The sequence below is a fragment of the Psychrobacter sp. NG254 genome, from assembly GCF_015277735.1.
GTDB lineage: Bacteria > Pseudomonadota > Gammaproteobacteria > Pseudomonadales > Moraxellaceae > Psychrobacter.
Map to the genome: position 1 here is coordinate 477373 of NZ_JADHDA010000001.1, position 25846 is coordinate 503218.

Sequence of the window (25846 nt, forward strand, 5' to 3'; positions counted from 1 at the left end):
GGTTGGTGTCGAGGTACGAGACCCAACAAAGACTCAAACCGTTGGGTTTCCTTCGTCAACCCAACCTACGTGCTAGATTTTAATGTCAAACTGGTCTTTTAGGATTTTTATAAGATATATAAATTGCGTATCATCATCAGGTATTAACTTTCTAAATTTTAAAATATTTCTCCTATCAAGAAATATCTTACTATCTATCATTATCTCATGGGTTTGGTTAATTATACGGTCAAACTCACCGACTTTCTTAGACCATCTATCAAGTTGACTGCTACTTAAGGAACTAACATTTAGGTTCAATAGCTCATCCAAAGGGTTTTTGAAGTCCTCAGCATATACCCTCAGATTATTCTCATTATATAAAAATGCTAAGCTATCAACAGTACCTATAGGTATCTCTTTATACCTTGATGGTGCTTTCACTCCACTAGTCTTTAAGGTTTCATATTCTTCTTTGCTAAGCTTTGTAGTCTTATAAATAGTAGGGTTTCTGTTTTTCACCATAAGCTTGATTATCTCAAGGATAGATGAAGGACAGCCTTTTGAAGCATGAGTAAAAAACTGCTGCAGCTTATGAATATGACCAATCTTTCCATACGTATTTTCTATAGCTATTACTTTTTCAAGGTATTGGCTTGAATTACTCTTGAAGCTTGCTATTTTTTCTTTCGCTTGCCTATCTCTATACTCTCTGTTGAAGCTCTTCTCTAAAGTTTGGAAGCTAACACCAAAGTGATTTTTACCACATATATGTCCTACGTTTGTTAGCTTGCCTGTGTCAGTTTCAACAATATACCCATTATTATGAGCTGTGCCACAGTTTGAGAGTCCACACTTTCCTGTGGTCGGAAGCGTATACTTATTGATAACTCTTTTCAGCTTTTCCTTTGTAGGATCTAAAGAGTCAGTGTAATTATTCATTGTGAAAATATCTTGCCAATCGTTAATTTTCACATGATATTTTTCATTAACTAGCGTTATCAAATTGTTATTCCTCTTAGCCACTTATACTTAATAGTGTTAAGGTGCCAAAACACCCGAACACTAAACCATTGAGGTCAGACCAAATGCCTATGCTATTTTTCTAGCATAAGTATATTTAGCGTTTAAGTTTATGTATCCATTAAGTCCATTTCCCATTCTAGCCAGTCTTATCATATTATTGACATGGTAAGAGCCAGTTGTGAAATAGTCATACAGATACACACCACCTTTTGCAAAGCACACAATTATGAAATCGTCACCGACTTTAAACGCGCTTACGCCAGAGTCACCATGGGTATCACAATAAATATCCATACTCATTTACTCCTGAGTTGAAATATTTGTGACCATCACTTCACGGTTTCTTTGGACAAGGGGTAAGTTTTAAATTAGAATAGCAGCCTGTATGTGGAGTGCTACTCTATTTTCTTACCACTTGTGGAAGTCGATAGTCTTAACTCCCTGATATTGAATATTGGCGTATTCAGTATCTCCGATGGCATTGGTGATTTATCATCAATGCCATTTTTATTTTCTTCTATCGTCTACTTCTTGTGCTACCCCCTTATATATACCTTTCATGCCACTCATAAATTGACCTGTATTAGCATCTCTCTTAATTGAGTGTTCAGGGTTACTAGGATGCTTAATTTGAGTTCGACCTATCACTGAACCTCTGCGAGTATTACGTCCCGTATTCTTAGCCATGAGCTATTGACCTCTTTGTTTGATTAATTTGAGAAAAATTTACTTTTGTTACTGTGGTTTTACCTCCTTTGTCGACATAAACGTAATTATCACGTTCTCTGTATTTCAACAGAGAACGTGATACCTAAAACCCTAAATCTTACACGCACCGCCAGCACAATCATCTTCCATATCCGCTTGGGCATCGTTCGCACCATCACGAGTGTTATGGTAGTACAACGTCTTCACACCCATCTTATAAGCGTTTAGCAAATCTTTTAGCAATATCTTCATTGGTACACGGCCACCAGCATAACGAACAGGATCATAGTTGGTGTTGGCAGAGATACTTTGATCGACGAACTTCTGCATGATAGCGACCAGCTTTAGGTAACCGTCATTGTTTGGCATTTGCCATAGTAGCTCGTACTGATCTTTTAGCGTCGTAATCTCAGGCACGACCTGCTTTAGGATACCGTCTTTTGACGCTTTGATAGAGACCAGACCACGTGGTGGCTCGATACCGTTGGTCGCGTTGGCGATCTGACTTGAAGTCTCAGACGGCATCAAGGCGGTTAGGGTAGAGTTGCGTAGACCGTGCTCTGTGATCTCGCCACGTAGCGTTTCCCAATCGAGATGTAGGGGCTCTTGGCAGATTTTGTCCAAGTCGGCTTTGTACGTATCAATCGGTAAGATACCTTGTGAATACGTGGTCTCATTGAACGCAGGGCAAGCGCCTTGCTCTTTTGCCAATTTGTTTGATGCTTTCAAGAGATAGAACTGCAAGGCTTCAAACGTTTGATGGGTCAGACCAAGCGCGCTGTCGTCTGAATAGCGCACGCCATTCTTGGCAAGGTAATAAGCATAGTTAATCACGCCCACACCTAGCGTACGACGACGCATGCTGCCGTTTTGAGCTGCTTTTACTGGATAGTCTTGATAGTCGAGCAGGGCATCAAGCGCACGGACGATTAGCTCGGCTGGCTCTTCGATGTCGCTGACGTTTTCGACTTTACCCAAGTTGACCGCTGATAGCGTACAAAGCGCGATTTCGCCTTCTTCGTCATTGATGTTATCAAGTGGCTTGGTCGGTAGCGCGATTTCCATACATAGGTTTGACTGACGAATCGGCGCAACCGTCGCGTCAAATGGGCTATGGGTGTTGCAATGATCAACGTTTTGGATATAGATACGACCCGTACTGGCGCGCTCTTGCATCATTAGGCTGAACAAGTCTGCTGCTGGGATTTGACGGCTGCGAATAGCAGGATCATTTTCGTACTTGGTGTATAACTCTTCGAATTTGTCTTGATCTTCAAAGAATGCGTCGTACAAACCAGGAGTATCACCTGGTGAGAATAGCGAGATGTCTTGACCTTTGATGAGGCGAGTGTACATCGTTTTGTTTAACTGTACGCCGTAGTCCATATGACGAACACGGTTGTCTTCGACGCCGCGGTTGTTTTTCAGTACCAGTAACGACTCAACTTCTAAATGCCATAGTGGGTAGAACAATGTCGCAGCACCGCCACGGACGCCGCCTTGTGAGCAGCATTTAACAGCCGTTTGGAATAGTTTATAGAATGGGATACAACCAGTGTGCTGTGCTTCGCCGCCACGGATAGGGCTACCAAGGGCACGGATGCGACCTGCATTGATGCCGATACCAGCGCGCTGTGATACATAGCGTACGATGGCGCTGGTGGTCGCGTTGATAGAGTCTAGGCTATCACCACATTCAATCAATACGCACGAGCTAAACTGACGCGATGGCGTACGCACACCAGACATGATAGGCGTTGGTAGTGAGATTTTGAATTGTGAGGTCGCATCATAGAAACGCTTCACATAGTTCATACGCTCTGACTTCTCATAACGGCTGAACAAGCACATACCGACCAGCATGTACAAGAACTGCGGGCTTTCAAAGACGGTTTTGCTGACGCGGTCTTGGACGAGGTATTTGCCTGCCATTTGCTCAACAGCGGCATACGCAAGATTCATATCGCGCCAGTGATCAAGGTACTCTTCTAACTCGTCAAATTCAGCACGGCTATAGTCAGCTAGGATATGCTCATCATATTTGCCAGCATCAGTTAGCGTTTTGACATGATCATACAGATGCGGAGGCGTGAATTTGTTATAAGCAATCTTACGCAAATGGAAAATAGCCAAACGCGCCGCTAGATATTGATAATCAGGCGTGGTTTCAGAGATAAGGTCAGCAGCAGACTTGATGATGGTTTCGTGGATGTCACGAGTTTTGATGCCTTCATAAAACTGGATGTGCGATTTTAGCTCAACTTGTGACACAGATACATTGTCCAAGCCGTGAGCGGCCCATTCGATTACCTTATGAATTTTATCTAAATCAATAAGTTCTAATCGTCCGTCACGTTTGGTCACTTTGATTTTGTCGATATGTGTCATGCTGGCCTCTATTTTTGGTTGCTTATATTATTCGTAGAGCGGTAAAGCCCGCTCAACGTTTTTTATCGTGCTACTTATTTAAACACGCTAGCTAAACATGGTAAGTGCTGGCGTTAGCTGCTCTTTTTTTAGGCAAAAAACACCCGATACTCGTAGTGACGGTTAAAATCACTGAGTACTACATATAGCGTGTTTGTTAATTGGTAGGCACAATATAGCGGGAAAATTTTGAAAATACTATATTGATTTTAGAATAAAACTATGTTGCTACAAGGTTGTAGACAGTCCAAATTTTGGCAAAGGACGATGGGATAAGGGTTAGACGCAAATGCGCTCATTATAAATTTTTTGTAAAAATATCGTGACGGTTTGATTTTTATTTTGTCGGTTATTGTTGGTAGATAATAGTGATCGTACTGGCAATAATGCGGGCGCAGATTGTACACCAAACCACAAAAAATCGCCACCCATATGAGTGACGATTTGGACGGAAAAGGGGTTGTTTTTTTCTAAACACCCATTACCTGTTTATACGACCATGCGAACTGTTTTGGCATTGTCTAGTGACGCGTAAAGTGTATTCACTTGTTCGGCGTCTGTGAGGTATAAATTGACGCGTGCTGAATGGAAGCGACCCGTTTTAGAAGGTTTGACTTCTATAGAGGCCAAATCAAAATCAGGGAACTGACTACCGAGGATCAGCTTCACTTCATTAAGTAAGCCCTCATGCTCGCCTTCATGACCAATGATGCTCAATGGATAGTTCATTGGAAAATCCCAAAGATCTGGATTTTGGATGTCTGTTCTTTTACCTTTAAAGACGCCTTCATTAGGTGTCATATTCGTCATGGTAACGTCTTTGGCGCTTTGATTAGTGTTTTGATTATCAGTGTCTTTTGAATCATCACTCATGATGTGTGCCTCGCTTTTATAGATAAATAAAAAAATTAATAAATAAGCAATCGTTGGTTAGATATTCAATCAGCAAAACATGCACTTGAATAATGCCAAAATCATAACGCAAAAATCTGAGACAGGCTCAGTATGGTCGTAAGTGGCATTTAAATCAGTCAAGCTATAGTCGATTCAATTTAAAAGTAGTACAAGGCAACCGAGTGTAGATGTAACTGTGATACTTCAAGCGAGGTTAACGCTGTCATACTTTTATAGTGGAATGGCTATATTAGGTAGAGAATATATGCACTGTTTATAGTGGTCTATGGGTGATTATTCAAGTTAAGTCTGTATTTAGTCCGTCCTGTCGCACTACTGTGTCTCTGTATCTTAGCTACATCATGGCTGCATGACCAAAAGTCACATAAACCATTACGGCAAATAGCCATTGTGAGGTGTGATATCAGGTGGAATATCTGTCTCTCCTAGTGCCTCTCGTAGATTGATCTCGATAGTGCGTGACAGTGCGGTCAGTGGCAACTGATTCGCCGCCAAGCCAAAAGGCTCTTCTAGCTCTTCGCTAAGCGCATCCAATCCAAAAAAGGTATAAGCAATCACGGCACAAATCAACGGAGTCGCCCAACCGAGCGATGCCACCAAGCCAAAAGGTAGCATAATGCAATAGAGATAAGTCGTACGATGTACCAGCAGCATATAAGCAAACGGCAATGGTGTGTTATGAATGCGCTCGCAGGCTGCCAGTACAATCGTCATAGATGTCAGGCGCTCGTCCATGTTTTGTATGACTTGCTCTGACACCAGCTGCTGACGCCGAATGTCGCCGAGATGCTTGCCCATAAGGCGCATTATATAATCAGGTACGTTGCGCGCTTGGCGCATATGGTCATGGTGTATGGGTGCGATAAAAGGCTCAATATCCTCCCAAGGTGACGTACCACGTAGCCTATGGCGCACAGCATGTGCAAAAGCAATGGTGAGATATACCATCGTTCGCTGAGTATCACGCCCAGTCGCAGTGTCATCCTCTACAAAAGACAGCACTTGGCGCGTTAGGCTACGAGAATCATAGACCAATTGACCCCAAATCCCTCGAGCCTCCCACCAGCGCTGATAGCTGGCGTTATTCCGAAATCCAAGAAACAACGATAAAGCAATCCCAAGCAAGGTAAAAGTCGCCATGCCATAATAAGGAAAAGAGTCAGGAACCCAGTGCTGAATAATCGTGATCAAGGTGCTCAGCAGGGTAATCATCAAAATTTGCGGATAGATTTTTGGAATGATTGAGCCGCGCAGGGTAAAAAATATTTTTAGTGCGTTTGGGGCTTGCCGGACAATCATGGGTTTTCCTAGCGCTAAAGTATAGTCAAAGAAGTCTAAAACAGCTACAAGGCAGCCGACCGCAGATTGTACATATAGTACCTCTAGGAAGGGTAACACCGTAGCGGTTTAGTAGTTCGCTGACTATATGTCAATACACAACGAGATGTAGGGTGTGATTCTAATATAAAATCGAGATCTGTAAAGATTGTTTTTCGCTAGCAAAAGCAGAGTCTGTAATTAAGTACAAAAAAGGGGAATTATGATAAAAAATATCTCAAGGAATGAAGTTATTGAATTGATAGCCAAGTATCGGATAGCGTCGACACCTGCGGATAAGCTGCTTGACGATTTAGAATATCAAACAGGGGCAATAGAAACTGATGCCTTTGACATGATATATCATGAGTTAATCGGATGCTCAAATGGGTTTATAGAGATCAAAGAAAATAGGGTTCAAAGAAATAGTGACTTATAAACCCATGTTGGTATGACATTGAGGACTAATAGGACACTCTATTTAACTTTTAAAGTACCATCAAGGATCATTCCTAAATTTTCTTATACACTCTCTTCGTCACGTAGCGTCAACACTTCATAACCATCATTGGTCACCGCAATAGTGTGTTCCCATTGAGCAGAGAGTTTTTTGTCTACAGTCACTACCGTCCAGCCGTCTCTTTTCGTTTTTACTTTGGCCCTACCTTGGTTAATCATTGGCTCGATGGTAAAGGTCATGCCTGCTTCTAACACCAAGCCTGCACCTGCGCGACCATAATGTAACACTTCAGGCTGCTCATGCATTTCGCGGCCGATACCATGCCCGCAGTACTCGCGAACGACAGAATAGCCATGCTGCTCGGCGTGACTTTGAATAGCGTGTCCTACATCACCAAGCGTGGCTCTTGCCTTGACCGTGCGGATGCCTGCCCACATGGCATCATAAGTGGTATCAACAAGTCGTTTCGCTAAAGGCATAACATCGCCAATCATATACATTTTACTGGAGTCGGCAATAAAGTCGTCTTTTTCTAAGGTGATATCTACGTTGATGATATCGCCCGATTTTAGCATTTGCGTGGGTGAGGGCACACCATGACACACTACTTGGTTTACCGATGTGTTGAGTACGTATTGGTAGCCGTATTGACCTTTGCTAGCAGGTCGCGATTCGAGCACATCAATGATATAGCGCTCTGCCAAGTCATTGATAGTCATGGTGGAGATACCCGCGATAATATGTGTATCTAGGTAAGCGAAGACCGATGCCAAAAGTCTACCAGACTCACGCATGATGGCTATTTCTTCAAGTGTTTTTAACGTGATATCAGCCATCAACGAGATTCCTTATATTGACATCGGCTTGTTTCAACTGTTCGCTAATGATATCGGTGTAAGATAGGTGCGGATTGGCTTCAGCCAACATACCTATCTTTATCCAGTATTCCGCTTGTGCATTGATTGAGCGCACCATGACGGTACTGGCTTTACGAATTTCTTCATGCAGCGTGTCATCTATTTTTACGATACCCATTTTTATCCAGTATATGAAGTGTATATGAAGTGTATATGAATCATATATGTTTTATAGTATTATTTCAAGTCTGATGATCAGCATTATGCTCCAAGGTTCATCTATGTCATCGACCGTACAAAATCACAGGCACAAAAAAGCCGAGATATACTCGGCTTTTTTATTAGTACTTAACTTACTTTGATATTAGTCATTTTCAAGGAAAGAACGTAGATGCTCAGAGCGTGATGGATGACGCAATTTACGTAGGGCTTTTGCCTCAATCTGACGAATACGCTCACGGGTCACATCGAACTGCTTACCGACTTCTTCTAGCGTATGATCCGTCGGCATATCGATACCGAAACGCATTTTTAGGACACGTGCTTCACGCTCAGTCAGGTTGCCGAGTACATCACGAGTGGCTTCTTGTAGACCAGCAGCCGTCGCATCATCGACAGGGCTTGAGATCGTACCATCTTCGATGAAATCACCTAAGTGTGAATCTTCATCATCACCGATAGGGGTTTCCATAGAGATAGGCTCTTTGGCAATCTTAAGCACTTTACGGACTTTGACTTCGTCCATCTCTAAGCGTTCGCCTAATTCCTCAGGCGTGGGCTCACGTCCCATTTCCTGTAGCAACTGACGTGAGACACGGTTGATCTTGTTGATCGTCTCAATCATATGCACAGGGATACGGATGGTGCGCGCTTGGTCAGCGATAGAGCGGGTAATCGCCTGACGAATCCACCAAGTGGCATAGGTCGAGAATTTATAACCACGGCGATATTCAAACTTATCAACTGCTTTCATCAGACCAATGTTACCTTCTTGAATCAGATCCAAGAACTGTAGGCCACGGTTGGTATACTTTTTAGCAATAGAGATAACCAGACGTAAGTTAGCTTCGACCATCTCTTTCTTAGCACGGCGAGCTTTTGCTTCACCAATGGCCATACGACGTGCCACGTCTTTCATGTCGTGGATTTTCATGTCGAGCTGCTGCTCATAATCACGGATGCGACGTTGAAGTAAAATAACGTCATCAGTGACTTTCTCTAACGTGCCAGCAAAGGCGGGCTTGCCTTTGATACGCTCAATCAACCAATCAACGTTGGTTTCGTTACTAGGGAAGGTTTTACGGAACTCTTCACGCGGCATACGACCACGGCGAATCACCAAACGCATGATTTGGCGCTCTTGCTTACGCACGTCATCATAGACATCATGCATGATGGCCATGACTTGGTCTGATAAGCGGTTGTTTAGCTTCAACATCATAAAGCGTTCAGCAAGTAGGGCATAAGCAGTATCCGCTTGTACACTACCACGGCCATAATCGATCAAGGCTTGTTTGGCTTTGATAAACAGGTTCTCAATCTCTTCTAGACGCAGACGCACTTCTTCTGGATCGAGACCGCTGGTTTCTTCTTCGGCCTCTTCATCATCGTTTTCGTCGTCTTCGTCATCATCATCCAATGCAGCAGCTTTGGCTTTTTGCTTGATGACAGGTGGGTTTTCTTTTTCTTCTTTAATGCGCTCACGCTCTTCTTTTGCTGCTTCTTTTGCTTCTTGGGCCGCGATTTTGTCCGCTTCGGTTTCAGGGTCTAAGAAACCTGTGATGACATCAGACAGCTTTTTTTCGCCATCTTGTACTTTTTGGTATTCGTCCAAGACGAACTGTACTGTACCCGGCCAGTAAGACATAGCATGCTGTACGTCACGAATACCTTCTTCGATACGTTTAGCAATGGCAATCTCGCCCTCACGGGTCAGTAGATCAACCGTACCCATCTCACGCATATACATACGGACAGGGTCAGTGGTGCGGCCAGGCTCAGTCTCAACAGAGGCGAGTACTGCCGCTGCCTCGTCTGCTGCCATGTCATCATCACTTGAATCATCGTTCATCAAGATGTCATCGGCATCTGGTGCTGATTCAAAGATTTTGATACCGACGTCGGTCAGCATTTGCACAATATCTTCGATCTGATCGCTTTCGGTAATAGAGTCGGGCAGCTGGTCATTCACCTCAGCATAGGTTAGATACCCTTGCTCTTTGCCCATTTGGATTAAGGTGGCCAGTTGAGATGTGGACTTAGAAACTGACTTATCGTTCATAAATACTCGCTTACTTGCATCGGACATTTTTATATCGTGACTCGCTATCGCTGGCTGGGTGCGTTGATCTTATCAATCGATTGATCAAAATGTGGCGTAGAGGTCGTCAGTAATATCAAAAATGAGTGGATATGAATAAAGGCTCAAAACACTACAATTACAATGCTGAAAAACAGCTAAAAATCAAAAAAACCATAAAAATAATACGTCAAATTTGTGCTTAACGATGCATGCTCACAATCATTCACCAAGCAGTGCTGTCAATATACAGCGACACAGTTTAACACAGACCACAGTCGTCAAGCACGAGGCAGTCCTATCTACCGACCATTTTTTACTGATTATTTTCTATCAGTGGAATGTTTGACATTCTTATGAGGAGGGTAGGTTTTAATAATGCTCGTGCTACTGGGCATAATCACTAGTAGTGGGGGCAGTCGCCATACTTTTAAAGGGTCGCTACTTTATTGTTACTTATAACACCAAAAACTAAGACTGAACAGTGACCATCTGCGATGAGCGTTCGGCATGTTGTGCGCGTAGCCAGTTACTTAAATGCTGCGCTTGCATACGTACGATTGCCTGTTTGATATGGTCAGGGTTTTTTATCAACTCTTGCATCTTCTTTTTTATATTACGTTCGAGTAGAGAGCTGACCAATTCTTCTATTAAATCATCAAGGCTTAAAACGTTTCTCGCCGTTAATGCTCTATAGAATCCGCCCCAACTGTTACTTAAGGTCGCTTGGCTCGTTGGATTAAGGTTTGATAATACAAAATGTGCGGCTGCATTGGCGTCTGTTGGCAAATGTTTTATGCACCGTTTAATAGTAGTGACGACGTCCAATAGTGCTACATCTTGCAAATCTTCCCATGCAACGGCTCGCAATGCATCGCTTGCGGCTTTTTTCTGGATATGAGCAGGCAGTTTTAAGCTGGTAAGACCTGATTGTCGCCAAATATACTCAATAGGATCCTCAATCAAGGCACGTGGTTGAAACAAAAAGCACAGCTGCAATTGCTGACTGATGGTCATGTCACCATCAAAATCTAGCAACGCATCTTTGGCTTCGACGTTTTGGCTGCGTTTGCCGCCAAGCTTTTGATACACATCATTGTTTAGCAAATAGCGGAAGCTACTGCCTTTGGGTAGAGCAGTGGTCAATGAGCGCACTTGCGACATGAGCTTGGCTTTACCCTCAGCCAAACTCAGGTCATAACGCTCACTTAAGTATGCAAAAATATATTGTGACAATGGCATGGCATTGGTGATTTGCTCACGCATGGCATCGCTGCCCTGACTCTTGATAAAAGTGTCAGGGTCATGATTATTAGGTAAGGTCAGAAACCGCAGCTCTTTGTCATCAGCCAGTACGGGTAGCGCCACTTCTAGGGTACGCCAAGCGGCTTTTTGTCCGGCGCTATCACCATCGAAACTCAATGTGAGCGTCGGATTGAGAGTAAGCAGTCGTGAGATTTGGCTCTCATTGATGGCAGTGCCCATCGAGGCAATGGCGCCATAGATACCCGCTTGATAAAGCGCGATGACATCCATATAGCCCTCGACAACTAACCAGTCATTGGCACGCTGCTGGCGGGATTCATAATAGCCATAGAGCACATGCTGCTTATGAAAAACGGGCGAGTCGGACGAGTTGATATACTTGGGCTTTACCTCGTCATCAAGCGCGCGACCACCGAAACCAATCGTACGGCCTTGATTGTCACGAATCGGGAAAATAACCCGATCCCGTAATAGGTCATAATCGCGTCCAGACTCTGACTGACGCACCAGACCTAATGCCTTTAGACCTTCGATATCTTGTGGAAACTGATGCTCAAGATGCTGCCACCCGAATGGCGCATAGCCAAGGCCAAAGGTGTCAAAGATGTCTTCTGTGATACCACGCGATAAAAAGTACTGCATGGCATGAGGATGGGTCGTCAAACTGTGCTGATAAAACTGCTGAATTTGCTCTAGCAGCTCGTATAGGTTGCCATCTTTATCTGAGCTGCTGTCTATGCCTTGTAGACTAGTGCTCTCATTGCCATCCGTTATCCATGCTGGAGGATGACTCGTATCACTTTGATACTCTAAATCATAACCATCAGTGGGATAAGGGGCGGAGTCGTAGGCATCTAACGGTGGATAGTCGTCATAGTTATTGCTGCTGTCACCATAGTGCGGCTGACTGTCATAGTTATCAGTATAGCCATTAATACTCTGATCGGTGCTTTGATCGGAGCTGTGATCAGTGTTGTGATGAGGAACTTGACTATCTGATGCTGCGCCAGCGCTCGGCTCTCGACGGGTTTGGGTAGGCGGTTTAACACTGATAGCGGGTTTGGCTATTGGGGGCGGTGCAATAGGTTTAGGCGCACTGCGCTGATAGCTGACGTTTTGACGTTCTTCTTTTGGCACTTCAATGCCAGTTTGGTTCGATAGCTCATTGACCGCTTCTATAAAAGTCAGACTTTCATAATCACGCAGAAAACTGATGGCATTGCCGCCCACACTACAACCAAAACAGTGGTAGATGTTTTTTTGTGGATTGACATAGAAAGAGGGCGATTTTTCACCATGAAAAGGACAGCAGCCCTTAAACTCGTTCCCCGCTCTTTTGAGCGTCGTATGTTTGCCAATGATGCTGACAAGATCAGCTTGGCTATTAAGTTGTTCAAGGATATGGTTAGGAATGCTCATACAAAAAACAGTTTACCATAGGTCAATTATAGTGTGGCAGCATTAACGCGTACCGCTAGAAAAATAAGGCCAACGTAGCGTTGGCCTTATTTTTGATATCTATAGACGGTATTAGCGGACATGCAGTCGCTTAAATGGATCAGTTGTTATCGATATCAATAGCGTTTTCGATAGGCAATGTGGTACGGCGCGTTGGATTGGTATTTTGTGGATCGACGTTGGCTTCTCGTGCAGCAGAACCAGTACTTGACTGACTATCAATACGTTCAGCGGATGCTTCTGGCAACCCTAGACCGATATTGAGACCTGTGTTATTACGTACAGGCGATGTATTAGCTACTGGCGCGTTAGCGCTAGGCAATCTCAATTGATTGGCGTTACGAATCAGCTGTGTCTTGGTCGCGCCATTATACTCGCCTGTCGCAACAGATGTGTCTTCCATACCTGAGCGACCAAGCTTGCCAAAGGTCAGTTTGTTGAGCCAAGTGCGATCACGTTTGGTGCTCAGCTTCACGCTGCCATTGCTGGTTAGCATTTTTGGATAGTTGATTTGCAACAGGGTCTTATATTCATTCGCCAAATCTGTCAGGCCAAGTTTTTCGTTGCTATAAACTAGGACAGCGATGGCATCTGGAATAGACTCACTCAGTGGGTAATACTGAAATACCCACTTGGCACGGTTCACAGCAGCGACATACGCTTCACGCTCGATGTACCAGTTGGCGGCACTCATTTCGCTCTCAGCGAACTGATTATAGATAAAGGTCATGCGCTGAGCCGCATCTGGTGTATAGGGGCTGTTTGGATATTTGTTTACCAGCTCTTGGAAATTGGCAAAGGCAATACGCAAGTAAGCGGTATCACGCTCTGCTTGGTTTAATTTAAATATTTTTAGGCCCTCAGATGAGCCTTCCATATTGGCCACGCCGCGCACATAGTAGGCGTAGCTGACTTGTGGGTTAGACGGGTACAGGCGAATAAACTGTTCAGCACTTGCTGCTGCAGCTTCGTACTTGTCGATCTGATACTGTGCATACATCATATCAAGCAATGCTTGCTCAGCGTATTGTCCAGTCGGATAAAAGGTACGCAGATTGGTCAACTCTTCCACACTTTGGATATAGCGACCTTTGTCGATCTGAGTAATCGCATCTGTATAGTAAGCCTGCTCTGACTTTTCTGCAGTTTCTACTGCCTCAACGTCTTTAGCGCCTGTCAAATTTTTAAAAGTCTGACAACCCACTAAATTGACACTAAGCGCCAGTAACGTGATTGAGGACAGTTTGATAAACGTATTGCCAACAGCTTGCATACTTCTTCTCCGACACAAGAGGCATAATAGCAGCAGCGCTATTATGCTATATAAAAGGTTAATGGTAAAAATGATATCATGACACCAGCCATGAGCGTGTTATTGAGCATGCTAATAAAGCGATCTTTTAATCAATACAGCTTTTATGGAATGCAGTTTTTGTTATAACGCATGTGACGGACACCTCTGTGTCTGATACATGCGTGTTATATAAGTTATATCAATAGAACTTATATAAAAGCTTGCAACACATCGTATGCAATCGTCTTCAAAGGGTTTAGATGATTTATATTGTCGATAAATAACAACAATAGTAAAATATAACGCCGCAATGCTGCAATATAAATATAGTGCCATAGCATACAGCAAAACATGGCTATACTTTATAGAATAACAGTGACGCCGTCTATTTTTTCACCATCTATTCTTCATCTACGTTGTTTCGATGGCTAGATTCATTTGATAGGTATTGATTGTGTAGGCAGTTTAACATGAGCATTTCGCGTGAGCGATATAGAATGTCATCAGCATGGACAAATATACAGTAAATTACAGCAATGTCATGTTCTAGAGAGTTAACCTGCACCAATTAGCAGGGTAGGCGATAGCCTAAATCTAGTAGATAGCGCACAGCTTCTATAGGGCTTGGACGCGGGGCATGGTACACTATAGCGGCACGGCCTCTGCCTTTTTGCTTTTAATTGCCTATCGCTACTGGCAATCTCTCAAAAAATAGCCAGCCGATTTTATACTGTTATCTCTACCGTCATTTCACCAACCGTGTCGTGACTTTGTAAGATATAGACTATAAGACACAGATTTGCCATAGATACATTTGTTATAAATAATAATGCCATGACCATCAACTTATCACTGAATCAATCGCGAGATACTGATTCATCAGCACAAGAGCCACCAATGCCAAATAACGTTTTAAATGATAATGAATTACCTGATAACCAGACAATGACTGATGAGCAACTGCACGATGATGTGCAGGATAACGATGACATGCTCGATGAAGACAGTCATGGTATTGACGATGGCGACATTGATGATGACAATATTGACGGCGATGACGATGAACCCTCGGTAGCTGGTCAAGCCGTGCCGGTGATTGTGGATATGACGCACATTGTCACAGAAGATCAGTCTGGTCTGCGCATTGATAAAGTTGCTTCACTGGCGTTTGCAGATTTTTCGCGAGTACAGCTACAAGGCTGGATCACGGACGGTAGCTTGCTATATAACGGCAGTGTGCAAAAGCCCAAAGTCCGTGTTAAAGCAGAGGATGTATTACAGCTATCGACAACCTTGCAGCAGCATAGCGAAGATCAACCAGAGAATATAGACATCGATGTGGTCTATGAAGATGATGAAGTACTGGTCATAAATAAGCCTGTTGGTATGGTCGTGCACCCTGGCGCTGGTAATCAGACAGGTACTTTGGTCAATGCCTTGCTTTACCATTATCCGCAGCAGCATCATTTGCCGCGTGCAGGTTTGGTACACCGTATTGACAAAGACACCTCTGGATTACTACTCATTGGTAAAACCAAACCTGCACAAATGGCATTGATGGAGCAGCTAAAAGACAAATCTGTTTATCGTCATTATAAATGTGTGGTAGCAGGTGACAAAGCAAGCTTAATGCGCCATCGCCGCATCGATGCACCGATCGGCCGACATCGTACTCAGCGTACCAAAATGACAGTCATGACAGCAGGGCGCGAGGCAGTCACGCATCTATTGAATGTCACCCCGCTCAATGGCAACTACTGTCTACTCGATGTCGGGTTAGAGACGGGTCGTACACATCAGATTCGTGTGCATCTGAGTCATATTACTTATCCACTGGTGGGTGACCGTGTCTATGGTGGTCGTCGTCAATTGCGTGCAGGATTGACAGAGGCGCAGCGCCAAGCGATTAATAATTTCCCGCGTCAGGCATTGCATGCTTATACCTTGGGTTTTGTGCATCCAATGACCGGAGAAGATGTTGAGGTGACCACGCCGCTACCTGAAGACATGGAGCAGTTAATAGCCGTGCTCAGTGACGGCTATGATGACGAATAAATAAATACTGCTGATACAGTCATACTGTTTTGATGGTAAGCATGTGCTAAGTGACAATATATTAAGCGACAGTGCGCTACGTGATAATATGCTACGTGGCAGTATATGAGCGACAGTACGCTAAAAGGGTAAATCAGCCATGACAAACATGACAAATCGCGTTCCTATGACCATGCTGGCACAATTTGATGAGGTGGCGATTTTTCAAACGGCTGCCTTTGCCCATAATGATGTCGACGAACCTGCTGCCCAAAACCAACGTATAGGGCAGAAAGGTCAAGCAAACTACGGTGAGCTAAATCTGGGTCTACATGTCCATGATAATGCCACAAAAGTACTAGACAATCGTATGCGTCTGCTGACGGCTCTCAATGAGCAGCTGGCAGATGATCTAACAGATCAGCGTCACGCCATCAATAGCTTGCATTGGGTTAGTCAAGTGCATGGCAAAGAGGTTCATAATGTTGATGTGACAGCGCTGAGTATGTCGCCGATGGCAGCAGATGCGATAGTCAGTCAGCAACATGGTCGCGGATTGGCAATCATGACGGCAGACTGTGTACCCATTGTTTTATATCAGCCAACCAGTGGTAAGATTGCAGCGATTCATGCAGGCTGGCAAGGATTGGCCTGCGGTGTGATAAAAGAGACTGTTAATCGCTTTACCGATTCAAGCCCTATTCAAGCTTGGATAGGAGTTTGTATTAGTCAGGCGAATTACGAAGTGAATACAGACGTTCGCGATAAGTTGTTGGCTGGGTGTATAACGAACCAAACTTTATCAGACAAACATATTGATGATTTTGTGGCACTATTTTCTATACCGTCTCACAATGACAAAATTAAGCTTGATTTACCGAAGCTTGCAGCCATGCAGTTAGAAGCGGCTGGTGCTACTGTCATGAACAATTTGCCGGTGGTCTGTAGTTACGCAGATGCTCACTATTACTCGTATCGCCGTCAAACCCATATGCAGCAGCCGGCAACAGGTCGAATGGCGCTGGTTATCGTACGTCGCTAAAAAATTTCTAATGATTATTGATAAAAAAACCGTTCAAAATAAAAAAAACAGCAGATTATTCTGCTGTTTTTTTATTGAAGTACCGATTAAGTACTAGATCTGCATTATTACAACATATGTATTAACACACGGAGTCGCTAGACTTTGGCACTGATAAGCCAAATAAAGGACGTAAATACAGTGCTAAAAACGTACCTGCCATTGCTAGTATGCCCCAAATATAACCATGTAAGCTAAAAGAAGCGATGCCACCAAAGTAAGCCCCGATATTACAGCCGAACGCTAGACGTGCGCCATATCCCATCATCAATCCGCCGATAACTGATGCGGCAAAGTTACCTGCAGTAATCTTAGTGAATTTGAACAAGCCACCAGCAGCAGAGGCGATAAACGCGCCAATGATGATGCCGATATTTAATACAGTGGTTGAATCTGCAAATATAGATGCCTCAAGCGCTGCTGCATTAGCCCCTTGCCAGTAGCCCCAGCTGGCCACATCCATGCCAAAACCACTCGCAATTTTAGAGCCCCATAATGTAAATGCCGACGTAATGCCCCATGGTTGTCCACGTGTGAGTAATGTCAGACCGTTGAGTAGAGCCAAGACGATTGCGGCAGCAAATAGCGGCCAAGAACCACGAAAGATTCGTTTCCAACCAGACTCAGAAGGTACAGGCGCCATCTTAGGTGCGTTTCTCTTTTTTTCAATAACCAATGTTACCCATGCGATAATAGCAAATATCGCAAGCGACAGTAGCCATGCACCTGTATAACCGAGACCTGTAGAGGTTGCTAAAGAGAAAGGCGCATAAGCGGGCATTTCTTCCGTCCAGAATGGCAAGTGATAAGCGCCAATCGTGGCGCCTACTATAAAGAAAATAAAGGTAATGAACATAACAGAACGTCCACCGCCTACCGCATAGAGCGTACCAGAGGCGCAGCCGCCGCCCAGTTGCATGCCGATGCCAAATACAAACGCGCCGACGACCAAACTGACCCCTAACGGTGCGACATAGCCTGCGACAGGGCCGCCAAACAGCGTCGTGCCATAAGCAAGAATAGGCGCAAATAACGTGACAGCAACTGCCAGCATCAGCATATGCGAGCGCATCGCCTGACCGTTACCCACTGCCATCATACGTCTAAAAGCAGACGTAAAGCCAAAGCGAGCATGAAAAAGGGTATAGCCTAATAATAGACCAATGCCAAGTAATAGTGATTGAGAGATATGTTGAGTGGCTAGTAGGTATGCAAGCACAATCAATCCGACGATGCCGCCTCCCATAATCAAAGGTTTCTGAGGCGCATTTAAAACGAGGTCATCTCTAATGATAGGATCTTTTGTATCGTTTACAGGTTGGACGAGAGTAGTCAAGGTAATAGCTTCCTTATCCGATGATGTTATCAGATATCATTTTTATAAGAGTTTATGTTGGTATGTTTGCGCAGGTTTGCAGAATTGAAAACGGTGTTTTGATTAATTCTATTCATTTGGTTAAAGATTAAGAAGGGTGATATCTTAATCCTATTGTCCTTAATGTAAACACGGGAACATTAGAAAAATTAGAATTATTATATGAAAATATGGAATAAAGGAGCTACTATTCATATTATCGATGTTGATAGCTGCCTATATAGTTGATAGTTATAAATATATAAATTATTAGAGTCTTGTTTACACTGCTTTATCAGCTAGTATGGTCTGCTTTTTTATGCAATATGGATTAAGAGTCTCTGGAATCTCATTAGCCAGACTTTAACAAATAGCTTAAAAAGAAACGGACGTCTGATACAATGGGCTTGAATTTAATAAAGTTCATCGCATATAAACCAACGCGTATGTTTATTCGTTTGTATGCTGTGGCCCCTCGTGAGTCATCAAACCTGTTATAGATTTATTATCCAACCAATTATCCATTATTAGAGTATGTATGAATACACCTGCTAAATCACCAGACACATCCACCTTTACTGATAACGTGCCTAATGTATCAATTGCGGTCATTTTTCATAGCAATTATGGTCATACAAAACGTGTCGCTGAAGCGATCGTACAAGGCGCACATCAGCAATTGCCAGAGGGGCAAGCTAAGGCAGTCGATGTTTATGATGTTGATTGGGATTATTTGGATCAGGCGGATTTGCTGGTATTTGGTAGTGCGGTATATATGGGTAGCGTGACTGCTGAATTTAAGACCTTTATGGATGAGACGTCTAAGCGCTGGTACCATCGTAAATGGGAAGGCAAGTGGGCAGCTGCGTTTGCCAACTCGGGTGGACTGAGTGGTGATAAGCTTGCTGTGTTACAACAGATTTCTCTCTATGCCATGCAACATGGTATGAACTGGATTGGTCTGCCGCTCATGCCAACAGGTCATGAACCCCATGATTTGAACCGCTTATCGAGCTTTTTGGGATTGATGACCCAATCTCTCGATGGCCCGCCTGAAGAGACGCCAGGGGCAGGAGATATCGATACTGCCATTTGGTTTGGTGATCATCTGGCGAAGACGATTATCAAGCATCAGCCAGCGGACACGAAACGTTAAGAACAGCTAAAGCTCACAGGTTAATAAAACTGGAAAGCAGACATCGTCGATGTCTGCTTTTTTTTGTGCCACTTTTATTGAGCGACAAGTTTTGCAGGAGCGGAGGTAACTGGTATAGGATTGTCAACGAACTGAAAGGATTGGCAACCTGTCAGCAGAAGCATCGTTGCTAGTAGATAGCCAAAGGCTAATGACTTCATAGTAGTCTCTCAAAAGCGATTTTAAAAACATTATATATGTGCTCGTGCTAGTAGACGACAGGCCTTTGCTATTATATATAAATTTTTCATTAATAAACTATATATGAGAGTGGATATGCAATTGGTTTTTCAAAAAGTTGTATATACCTTTTTACTATTGATAAATTTGATTCAAATTTATTGAACGTATATGTCATGATAAAAGATGAGAGATATTCATCATGTCTGTGTCTTTACTATCACTATCTAGGTTTGTCTAATTTCCTACTATTAGCGAATTCTTGACCAAGTGTCTATTATTTATTGATATCGGCATGCACTTTGGTGGGTTGTATTGTAAATAAGAATAGTGATAATATGTTGAAAGCTGACCAAATAGTCAAGTATTATCTGGTAGTGGTTTTCTAACAAAAATATCTGACGATTATTGCTATTGGTAACCCATTTATCTTATATAAAGAAGTGCGCTGCTTTATGTTCTCTTGCATACTGAGAGTGTGCAAAATAAGTGAACGGGATGTAAACAGTTACAGCATGATGTCAATCACATACTTATATTCAGTCTCTAAGCAGTCACAGTCCTTAAGCTTAATGCTTATCTTCATTATTTTATTTTAGCCGAGTCTTGCTATGATTAGTTTTTACTTAAATGGGAAACGCCACGAGCTCACCCAGCTTAACCCTAACACGACGGTGCTTGAGTATCTACGATTGCATGAAGGCCAAACGGATACCAAGGAAGGCTGCGGCAGTGGTGATTGCGGTGCCTGTACTGTGATGGTTCAGCGCTTGCCTAATGCTAGCCAGCAAGTGCTTAATGATGGAAATGGCGACGAAAAAAATGTGACGCCACCGTTCTATACGATTAACTCTTGCATTACGTTGGTGTCGCTCATGGATGGTCATCATCTTATGACGGCCTCTTACTTGGCTGACAATCCAGAACATCATCCAGAACGTGCTTTGCTGCATCCAGCACAGCAAGCTATGGTTGAATGTCACGGATCACAGTGCGGTTTTTGTACGCCTGGGTTTGTAATGTCGCTTGCTTGCGTTTACGAAAACAATCGTATGCAGACAAATCAAGAGGCTTCAAGTCAGAACGATGCAAAGCAGCTGAGCTATGATGAAGTGGTTGCATCAATATCTGGCAACCTATGTCGCTGCACAGGCTACAGGCCTATTATCGAAGCTGGTCTACTGATGAGCGATATCGGTCAGCAGAGAGAAGCAGAGCAGTCAGCGGTGAAAGACCTGACGATCAGTCTCGCAACAGATGCTATGGCAAGTACAAAAGAGTCGATAGTCTCTGAACATGTGCCAGCTAAAGAAAAATTAAAAAATGCAGAGTCGAATGATATTGCAGCTGCACTCAGTGATGCTGGGCGACAGTTATATATGCCCAAGTCACTAGATGAGCTTAATCAAGTATTAGCAGCCAATCCAAAAGCAACCATTTGGGCAGGCGGTACGGATTTGGGATTGAGCGTGACCCAGCATCTGGTTGATCACGAGGTCATTATCCAGCTTTCAGGTGTTGAGGCATTAAAGTCATGGTCACTACTTGACGCAAAGCCTGACTCAAGCAATAAAGACTTGAATAACGAGCAAGCTCCTAGCCAATCACTAGTATTAGGTGCTGGCATGAGCTATCAGCAGATGTTGCCTGTATTAGAGCAGTATTTCCCAAGTTTCGCGCAAGTATTTGAGCGTATTGCCTCTCCGCAAATCCGTAATATGGGCACCATCGGCGGCAATATAGCCAACGCATCTCCAATTGGTGATTTACCACCGATTTTATTGGCGTTAGATGCGTCAATTCATCTGCGTCATTGCGCGCCTAATTCCAAAGAGTCAGATAACGATTTAGATAGTAGTGATTCGGTTTATGTAGATGAAATCATACCTTTATCAGAATTTTTCTTAGATTATAAAAAGACCAAACTGCAAGCAGGCAGTTATGTAGTCGCCATCCATATTCCTCTGATTCATGACAATCAGCACTTATTTATTCATAAAATTAGCAAACGCTACGAAGATGATATTTCTGCTTGTTTACTAGCGGCGCGAATTGATGTATCAGTAGATGGCATGACGATAGAGAATGCAAAGCTTGGACTTGGCGGCATGGCTGCCATACCATTATTAGCCACAACCTGTCAGCAAGCGCTCGTTGGGCAAGCTGCAGAAGTCGCGAGTTTTGAGAAGGCAGCACAAGTCTTGTCTGCAGACGTTACACCTATGACTGATGTTAGAGCCAGCCGTGAATATCGCTCACATGTGGTACAGCGTCTACTGGTGAAGTGTGGTAAACAATTGGTAGCAGGTAGACAGACCGAGACCGCTTAACTAGCAGAGTTGTTGTTTGCTATACCGCCTTATCGTTATATTTGCCAAGAATAAAAAAGCATTAATCAAAGCGTCCTAATAAAAGAGATCCGCCATGAGCCATCATTCGTCCTTATTTGACAGTTATAGTATCCGCCGCGTGCGTCCGCCAAAAAACAAAATTGGTACCTCGGCTAAGCATGATAGTGCGATCAGCCATGTCATGGGGACGGCGACTTATGTGGATGATATTGCAAAACCACAAGGTACATTGCATTTGGCTGTCGGCAAAAGTAGTCACGCTCACGCACGTGTATTGAGTATGGATTTGAGCGCTGTCAGAGATGCGGATGGGGTGGTAGATGTCTTAAGTTTTAAAGACTTACCAGCCAAAACAGATATCGGTGCGGTGTTTGATGGTGAGCCACTGATGGTGGATGACATCACAGAGTATGTGGGTCAGACGCTATTCGTGGTAGTGGCGAGCAGTCATCGCGCTGCCAAAAAAGCTGCTATCAAGGCAGTGGTAGAATATGAGCCATTGCCAGCGGTACTTAGTATCGATAAAGCGCTAGAGCAAGAGTTATTTGTGCGTCCGAGTCACTTCATGAAGCGTGGTGACGCGGCGACTGCGCTTGAGAACGCACCGATTCGCATTGAAGGTCATATTCGTATGCGCGGACAAGAGCACTTTTATCTCGAAGGCCAAGTGTCTTATGTCGTGCCTTGTGATGATGGCGGGCTAGAGGTGTACACGTCGTCACAGCATCCAAGCGAAGTACAGCAGCTGGTCGCCGAAGTAACAGACTTGCCATTTCATGCGGTAAACACAGTCGTACGCCGTATGGGTGGCGGATTCGGTGGTAAAGAAACGCAAGCTGCTGCATGGGCATGTCTGTGCGGTATCGTGGTTAAGCGTCATAACGTTCCTGTCAGTATGCGTCTAGATCGTCAAGATGACATGGTCGTGACAGGTAAGCGTCATGAGTTTGCCAACCGTTACGAAGTCGGTTTAGACGAGTCTGGTCGTATATTGGGCGTCGATATGCAATTGGCTGGCTTGTGCGGTTATGCACCAGATTTGTCTGATGCCATCGTTGATAGAGCGATGTTCCATTGTGATAATGCCTACTATTACCCAGCTGCTCATGTTGCGGGGCATCGCTGCAAAACGCATACCGTATCCAATACTGCCTATCGAGGGTTTGGTGGTCCGCAAGGCCTGATGACCGCTGAATATATGATGGATCATATTGCCTATACGCTGGGGCAAGACCCGCTACAAGTACGTCTAGCAAACTTATATCAAGATGGTCAAAGCACCCATTACGGTCAAACCATTGAGCATTTCGATTTGGCGACCATCATGACCAAACTGGCAGATGATTGCGATTATGACAACCGCCGTCAGCAAATCCTAGAAGCAAACCAAAAAGCTGCCGCTGAAGGCAGTGACAAACGCTTGGGTCTTGCGTTGACGCCAGTAAAATTCGGTATTTCATTTACAGTGCAGACGCTCAATCAGGCGGGTGCATTGGTACATATTTACACTGATGGCAGTATCCACCTCAATCACGGCGGTACGGAAATGGGGCAGGGTTTATATATTAAAATCGCCCAGATTGTCGCCAATGAGTTCGATGTTGATCTAGACACGGTTAAGGTGTCAGCGACACGTACGGATAAAGTACCTAATACCTCACCAACTGCCGCGTCATCAGGGACAGATATTAATGGTAAGGCAGCACAAAATGCTTGCTTGAGTATCAAAGCGCGCATACTTGAGTTCGCTTCTGAGCATTTCGAAGTGGCCCAAGAAGACATACGCTTTGAAAAGAATCATGTCTATATCGGTGATAAAGAAACGCTGACTTTTGCTGAGATGATTCAACTGTCGTACCAGAACCGTATCAGTCTATCGTCTACTGGCTACTATAAAACGCCGAAGATATTTTATGATCGCTCTAAAGCATGGGGACGTCCGTTCTTTTACTTTGCATTAGGCGCTGCCTGCGCTGAGGTTGAGATTGATACGTTGACAGGTGAGTACAAAGTGCTGCGCTGTGATGTACTACATGATGCAGGACAGTCGATCAATCCGGCCATTGATATTGGTCAGATTGAAGGTGGCTTTGTGCAAGGCATGGGTTGGCTCACAGCAGAAGAGCTGACTTGGAATGATAAAGGAAAGCTGGCATCTGACAGTCCTGCCAATTATAAAATCCCAACTGCCCATGATTTGCCTAAGCAGTGGAATGTCAAATTGTACGATCGCAAAAACGAAGAACAGACTATTTATAACTCTAAAGCCGTTGGCGAGCCGCCGTTTATGCTGGCAGCCAGTGTTTGGTGCGCGCTCAATAATGCGGTCGCTAGCCTAGGTGAGTATAAAAAGAATCCAGAGTTGACCATGCCTGCGACGCCAGAAGCGGTATTAAAAGCCGTCATGCGTATGCAAGGCACGTCGTGGGATTTAACAACTGAAGCAGATACAGATACGATTGATAGTTTAGTCAAAGGCGCAGAAGAAAATAGCGACCTTTACAACGATAAGGTAATGCCGCAAGACGTACGTCATGCTAAAGATATCGACCCATTGGAGGTGGCAGGCAAACAAACCGATGACCAGCCTAATGCGATAGAGCATCCAAATGTAGCAGGGGCAAGAGGTCCTGCGCACAGTGAATGAGTCGTTAGCACTGCCAATCGTTTGGTATGAAGGTCTAGCGCGATATCAGCAGCGAGGTATCGCTCACGTGTTGGCGACAGTCGTAGCCGTAAATGGATCTGCGCCTCGAGCGCTACAGGCAAAGATGATCGTCACGCAAGATGGCATCGTAGACACTTTGGGCGGCGGCGGCTTAGAGCACGATGTTATCAATACGGCACGGCAACTATTGAATGGTGAGATAGCAGCCACGGTATCAAAAGAAGTCAAACCAAAAGTTTCTGAAACTGACAGTGAAAGCGCGTCAGTATCTTCTAAAGCAGTGCGCCGTGATGCTGTCTATACCAAGCATTACCCATTGGGTGCAAAGTTGGCACAGTGTTGCGGTGGTAGCGTCACCGTTATGTTCGAATGCTTCAATGTAACGCCGCCGATGTCAGTACTAGTGTTTGGTGCAGGGCATGTGGCATCAGCGCTAATGACCATACTCGCTGAGCTACCTTGTCAGGTAGATTGGGTGGACAGTCGCCCAGAGATGTTTAAGCGTTACTTAGTGGATAAATCTACTACTAATCAATCCAAACTTTATAGCTTACCAACGCATATCCGTCCGCATATCGATGATGAGCCTGTAGATTTTGTGCGCCCATTTATCGAGCAGGGTGGTCAGCGTTTTATTCTGGTTATGACTCATGACCATAGTGTTGATTTTGAGTTAGTACGGGCGGCATTAGATACTATTTCTGACATTAGCGCATCTCATGATAAGTGCTCAGATATTTCAGCACCTTACATCGGCTGCATTGCCTCGGCAACCAAAGCCAAGCGTTTTAGAGATCGTTTGGTTCAGCGTGGCTACAGTGAGCAACTGGTGAATCAGTTGGTTATGCCAATTGGATTGCAAGTTGGCGGAAAAGAGCCGATGGCGGTGGCGGTTTCTATCGTGGCACAACTGTTGCAGCAGTATCATCAGGCTACTCCTTGAACGGCTCACTCCATATAACTTTTATACTTTTTAT

General features: G+C 44.1%; 18 protein-coding genes. 7 read left to right on the forward strand and 11 right to left on the reverse strand.

Translation table 11 applies throughout. The annotated features are described in order from the left end of the window. Positions 1-72 precede the first annotated feature (72 nt). The 5 genes from IP510_RS01930 to IP510_RS01950 form a co-directional block, all read right to left on the reverse strand. Positions 73-954, reverse strand: a complete 882-nt coding sequence (locus tag IP510_RS01930; RefSeq protein WP_194363102.1) for a hypothetical protein — start codon at positions 952-954, stop codon at positions 73-75. 117 nt (positions 955-1071) lie between these two features. Then, positions 1072-1305, reverse strand: a complete 234-nt coding sequence (locus tag IP510_RS01935) for a hypothetical protein (RefSeq protein WP_194363103.1) — start codon at positions 1303-1305, stop codon at positions 1072-1074. 519 nt (positions 1306-1824) lie between these two features. Further along, positions 1825-4101: a class 1a ribonucleoside-diphosphate reductase subunit alpha gene (nrdA, locus tag IP510_RS01940; protein WP_194363104.1), complete on the reverse strand. Its 2277-nt coding sequence runs from the start codon at positions 4099-4101 to the stop codon at positions 1825-1827. Between the two features lie 528 nt (positions 4102-4629). Further along, positions 4630-4950: a YbeD family protein gene (locus tag IP510_RS01945; RefSeq protein WP_413786442.1), complete on the reverse strand. Its 321-nt coding sequence runs from the start codon at positions 4948-4950 to the stop codon at positions 4630-4632. A 477-nt stretch (positions 4951-5427) separates the two neighbouring features. Then, positions 5428-6354 carry a bestrophin family protein gene (locus tag IP510_RS01950; protein WP_194363105.1) on the reverse strand — a complete coding sequence of 309 codons (927 nt, stop codon included), beginning with the start codon at positions 6352-6354 and terminating at the stop codon, positions 5428-5430. Positions 6355-6595: 241 nt separating this feature from the next. On the opposite strand from IP510_RS01950, the gene IP510_RS01955 reads away from it, so the two are divergent. Continuing rightward, positions 6596-6811: a hypothetical protein gene (locus tag IP510_RS01955; protein WP_194363106.1), complete on the forward strand. Its 216-nt coding sequence runs from the start codon at positions 6596-6598 to the stop codon at positions 6809-6811. Positions 6812-6894: 83 nt separating this feature from the next. Here the strand turns inward: IP510_RS01955 and map are convergent, their stop codons facing one another. From map to IP510_RS01980, 5 genes are all read right to left on the reverse strand, one after another. Continuing rightward, complete coding sequence (gene map / locus IP510_RS01960) at positions 6895-7668, reverse strand: type I methionyl aminopeptidase (protein WP_194363107.1); 774 nt, start codon at positions 7666-7668, stop codon at positions 6895-6897. After that, positions 7661-7867 carry a ParD-like family protein gene (locus IP510_RS01965; RefSeq protein ID WP_194363108.1) on the reverse strand — a complete coding sequence of 69 codons (207 nt, stop codon included), beginning with the start codon at positions 7865-7867 and terminating at the stop codon, positions 7661-7663. Before IP510_RS01965 ends, map begins: the two co-directional genes overlap by 8 nt. 186 nt (positions 7868-8053) lie before the next feature. After that, a complete protein-coding gene (gene rpoD, locus IP510_RS01970; protein WP_194363109.1) occupies positions 8054-9970 on the reverse strand; it encodes an RNA polymerase sigma factor RpoD in 1917 nt (638 codons plus the stop codon). 489 nt (positions 9971-10459) lie between these two features. Further along, the gene (locus IP510_RS01975) at positions 10460-12673 is read right to left on the reverse strand and encodes a DNA primase (RefSeq protein WP_194363110.1); all 2214 of its coding nucleotides are present in this window, start codon (positions 12671-12673) and stop codon (positions 10460-10462) included. 139 nt (positions 12674-12812) lie between these two features. Further along, a complete protein-coding gene (locus tag IP510_RS01980) occupies positions 12813-13985 on the reverse strand; it encodes an outer membrane protein assembly factor BamD (protein ID WP_194363111.1) in 1173 nt (390 codons plus the stop codon). Between the two features lie 855 nt (positions 13986-14840). On the opposite strand from IP510_RS01980, the gene IP510_RS01985 reads away from it, so the two are divergent. Both IP510_RS01985 and IP510_RS01990 read left to right on the forward strand, forming a co-directional pair. Then, positions 14841-16061: an RluA family pseudouridine synthase gene (locus IP510_RS01985; RefSeq protein WP_194363112.1), complete on the forward strand. Its 1221-nt coding sequence runs from the start codon at positions 14841-14843 to the stop codon at positions 16059-16061. Positions 16062-16200: 139 nt separating this feature from the next. Then, positions 16201-17082: a polyphenol oxidase family protein gene (locus tag IP510_RS01990; protein WP_227669417.1), complete on the forward strand. Its 882-nt coding sequence runs from the start codon at positions 16201-16203 to the stop codon at positions 17080-17082. A gap of 121 nt (positions 17083-17203) precedes the next feature. On the opposite strand, the gene IP510_RS01995 is transcribed toward IP510_RS01990, so the two are convergent. Continuing rightward, complete coding sequence (locus tag IP510_RS01995; RefSeq protein WP_194363113.1) at positions 17204-18457, reverse strand: YeeE/YedE family protein; 1254 nt, start codon at positions 18455-18457, stop codon at positions 17204-17206. Between the two features lie 556 nt (positions 18458-19013). Between IP510_RS01995 and IP510_RS02000 the strand changes: the two genes are divergently transcribed. The 4 genes from IP510_RS02000 to IP510_RS02015 all read left to right on the forward strand — a co-directional run bounded on the left by IP510_RS02000 (position 19014) and on the right by IP510_RS02015 (position 25812). Further along, a complete protein-coding gene (locus IP510_RS02000) occupies positions 19014-19631 on the forward strand; it encodes a flavodoxin family protein (RefSeq protein WP_194363114.1) in 618 nt (205 codons plus the stop codon). Between the two features lie 830 nt (positions 19632-20461). Continuing rightward, positions 20462-22180: a xanthine dehydrogenase small subunit gene (locus IP510_RS02005; protein WP_194363115.1), complete on the forward strand. Its 1719-nt coding sequence runs from the start codon at positions 20462-20464 to the stop codon at positions 22178-22180. Between the two features lie 94 nt (positions 22181-22274). After that, a complete protein-coding gene (gene xdhB, locus IP510_RS02010; protein WP_194363116.1) occupies positions 22275-24848 on the forward strand; it encodes a xanthine dehydrogenase molybdopterin binding subunit in 2574 nt (857 codons plus the stop codon). Further along, positions 24841-25812 carry an XdhC family protein gene (locus tag IP510_RS02015; protein WP_194363117.1) on the forward strand — a complete coding sequence of 324 codons (972 nt, stop codon included), beginning with the start codon at positions 24841-24843 and terminating at the stop codon, positions 25810-25812. Before xdhB ends, IP510_RS02015 begins: the two co-directional genes overlap by 8 nt. Positions 25813-25846 lie beyond the last annotated feature (34 nt).

What these genes read in the sequence shown, in the direction of transcription:
- IP510_RS01935 (WP_194363103.1), bottom strand. Translation starts at nt 1,305, where the DNA reads ATGAGTATGGATATTTATTGTGATACCCATGGTGACTCTGGCGTAAGC.
- nrdA (WP_194363104.1), bottom strand. Translation starts at nt 4,101, where the DNA reads ATGACACATATCGACAAAATCAAAGTGACCAAACGTGACGGACGATTA.
- IP510_RS01945 (WP_413786442.1), bottom strand. Translation starts at nt 4,950, where the DNA reads ATGACGAATATGACACCTAATGAAGGCGTCTTTAAAGGTAAAAGAACA.
- IP510_RS01950 (WP_194363105.1), bottom strand. Translation starts at nt 6,354, where the DNA reads ATGATTGTCCGGCAAGCCCCAAACGCACTAAAAATATTTTTTACCCTG.
- IP510_RS01955 (WP_194363106.1), top strand. Translation starts at nt 6,596, where the DNA reads ATGATAAAAAATATCTCAAGGAATGAAGTTATTGAATTGATAGCCAAG.
- map (WP_194363107.1), bottom strand. Translation starts at nt 7,668, where the DNA reads ATGGCTGATATCACGTTAAAAACACTTGAAGAAATAGCCATCATGCGT.
- IP510_RS01965 (WP_194363108.1), bottom strand. Translation starts at nt 7,867, where the DNA reads ATGGGTATCGTAAAAATAGATGACACGCTGCATGAAGAAATTCGTAAA.
- rpoD (WP_194363109.1), bottom strand. Translation starts at nt 9,970, where the DNA reads ATGAACGATAAGTCAGTTTCTAAGTCCACATCTCAACTGGCCACCTTA.
- IP510_RS01975 (WP_194363110.1), bottom strand. Translation starts at nt 12,673, where the DNA reads ATGAGCATTCCTAACCATATCCTTGAACAACTTAATAGCCAAGCTGAT.
- IP510_RS01980 (WP_194363111.1), bottom strand. Translation starts at nt 13,985, where the DNA reads ATGCAAGCTGTTGGCAATACGTTTATCAAACTGTCCTCAATCACGTTA.
- IP510_RS01985 (WP_194363112.1), top strand. Translation starts at nt 14,841, where the DNA reads ATGACCATCAACTTATCACTGAATCAATCGCGAGATACTGATTCATCA.
- IP510_RS01990 (WP_227669417.1), top strand. Translation starts at nt 16,201, where the DNA reads ATGACAAACATGACAAATCGCGTTCCTATGACCATGCTGGCACAATTT.
- IP510_RS02000 (WP_194363114.1), top strand. Translation starts at nt 19,014, where the DNA reads ATGAATACACCTGCTAAATCACCAGACACATCCACCTTTACTGATAAC.
- IP510_RS02005 (WP_194363115.1), top strand. Translation starts at nt 20,462, where the DNA reads ATGATTAGTTTTTACTTAAATGGGAAACGCCACGAGCTCACCCAGCTT.
- xdhB (WP_194363116.1), top strand. Translation starts at nt 22,275, where the DNA reads ATGAGCCATCATTCGTCCTTATTTGACAGTTATAGTATCCGCCGCGTG.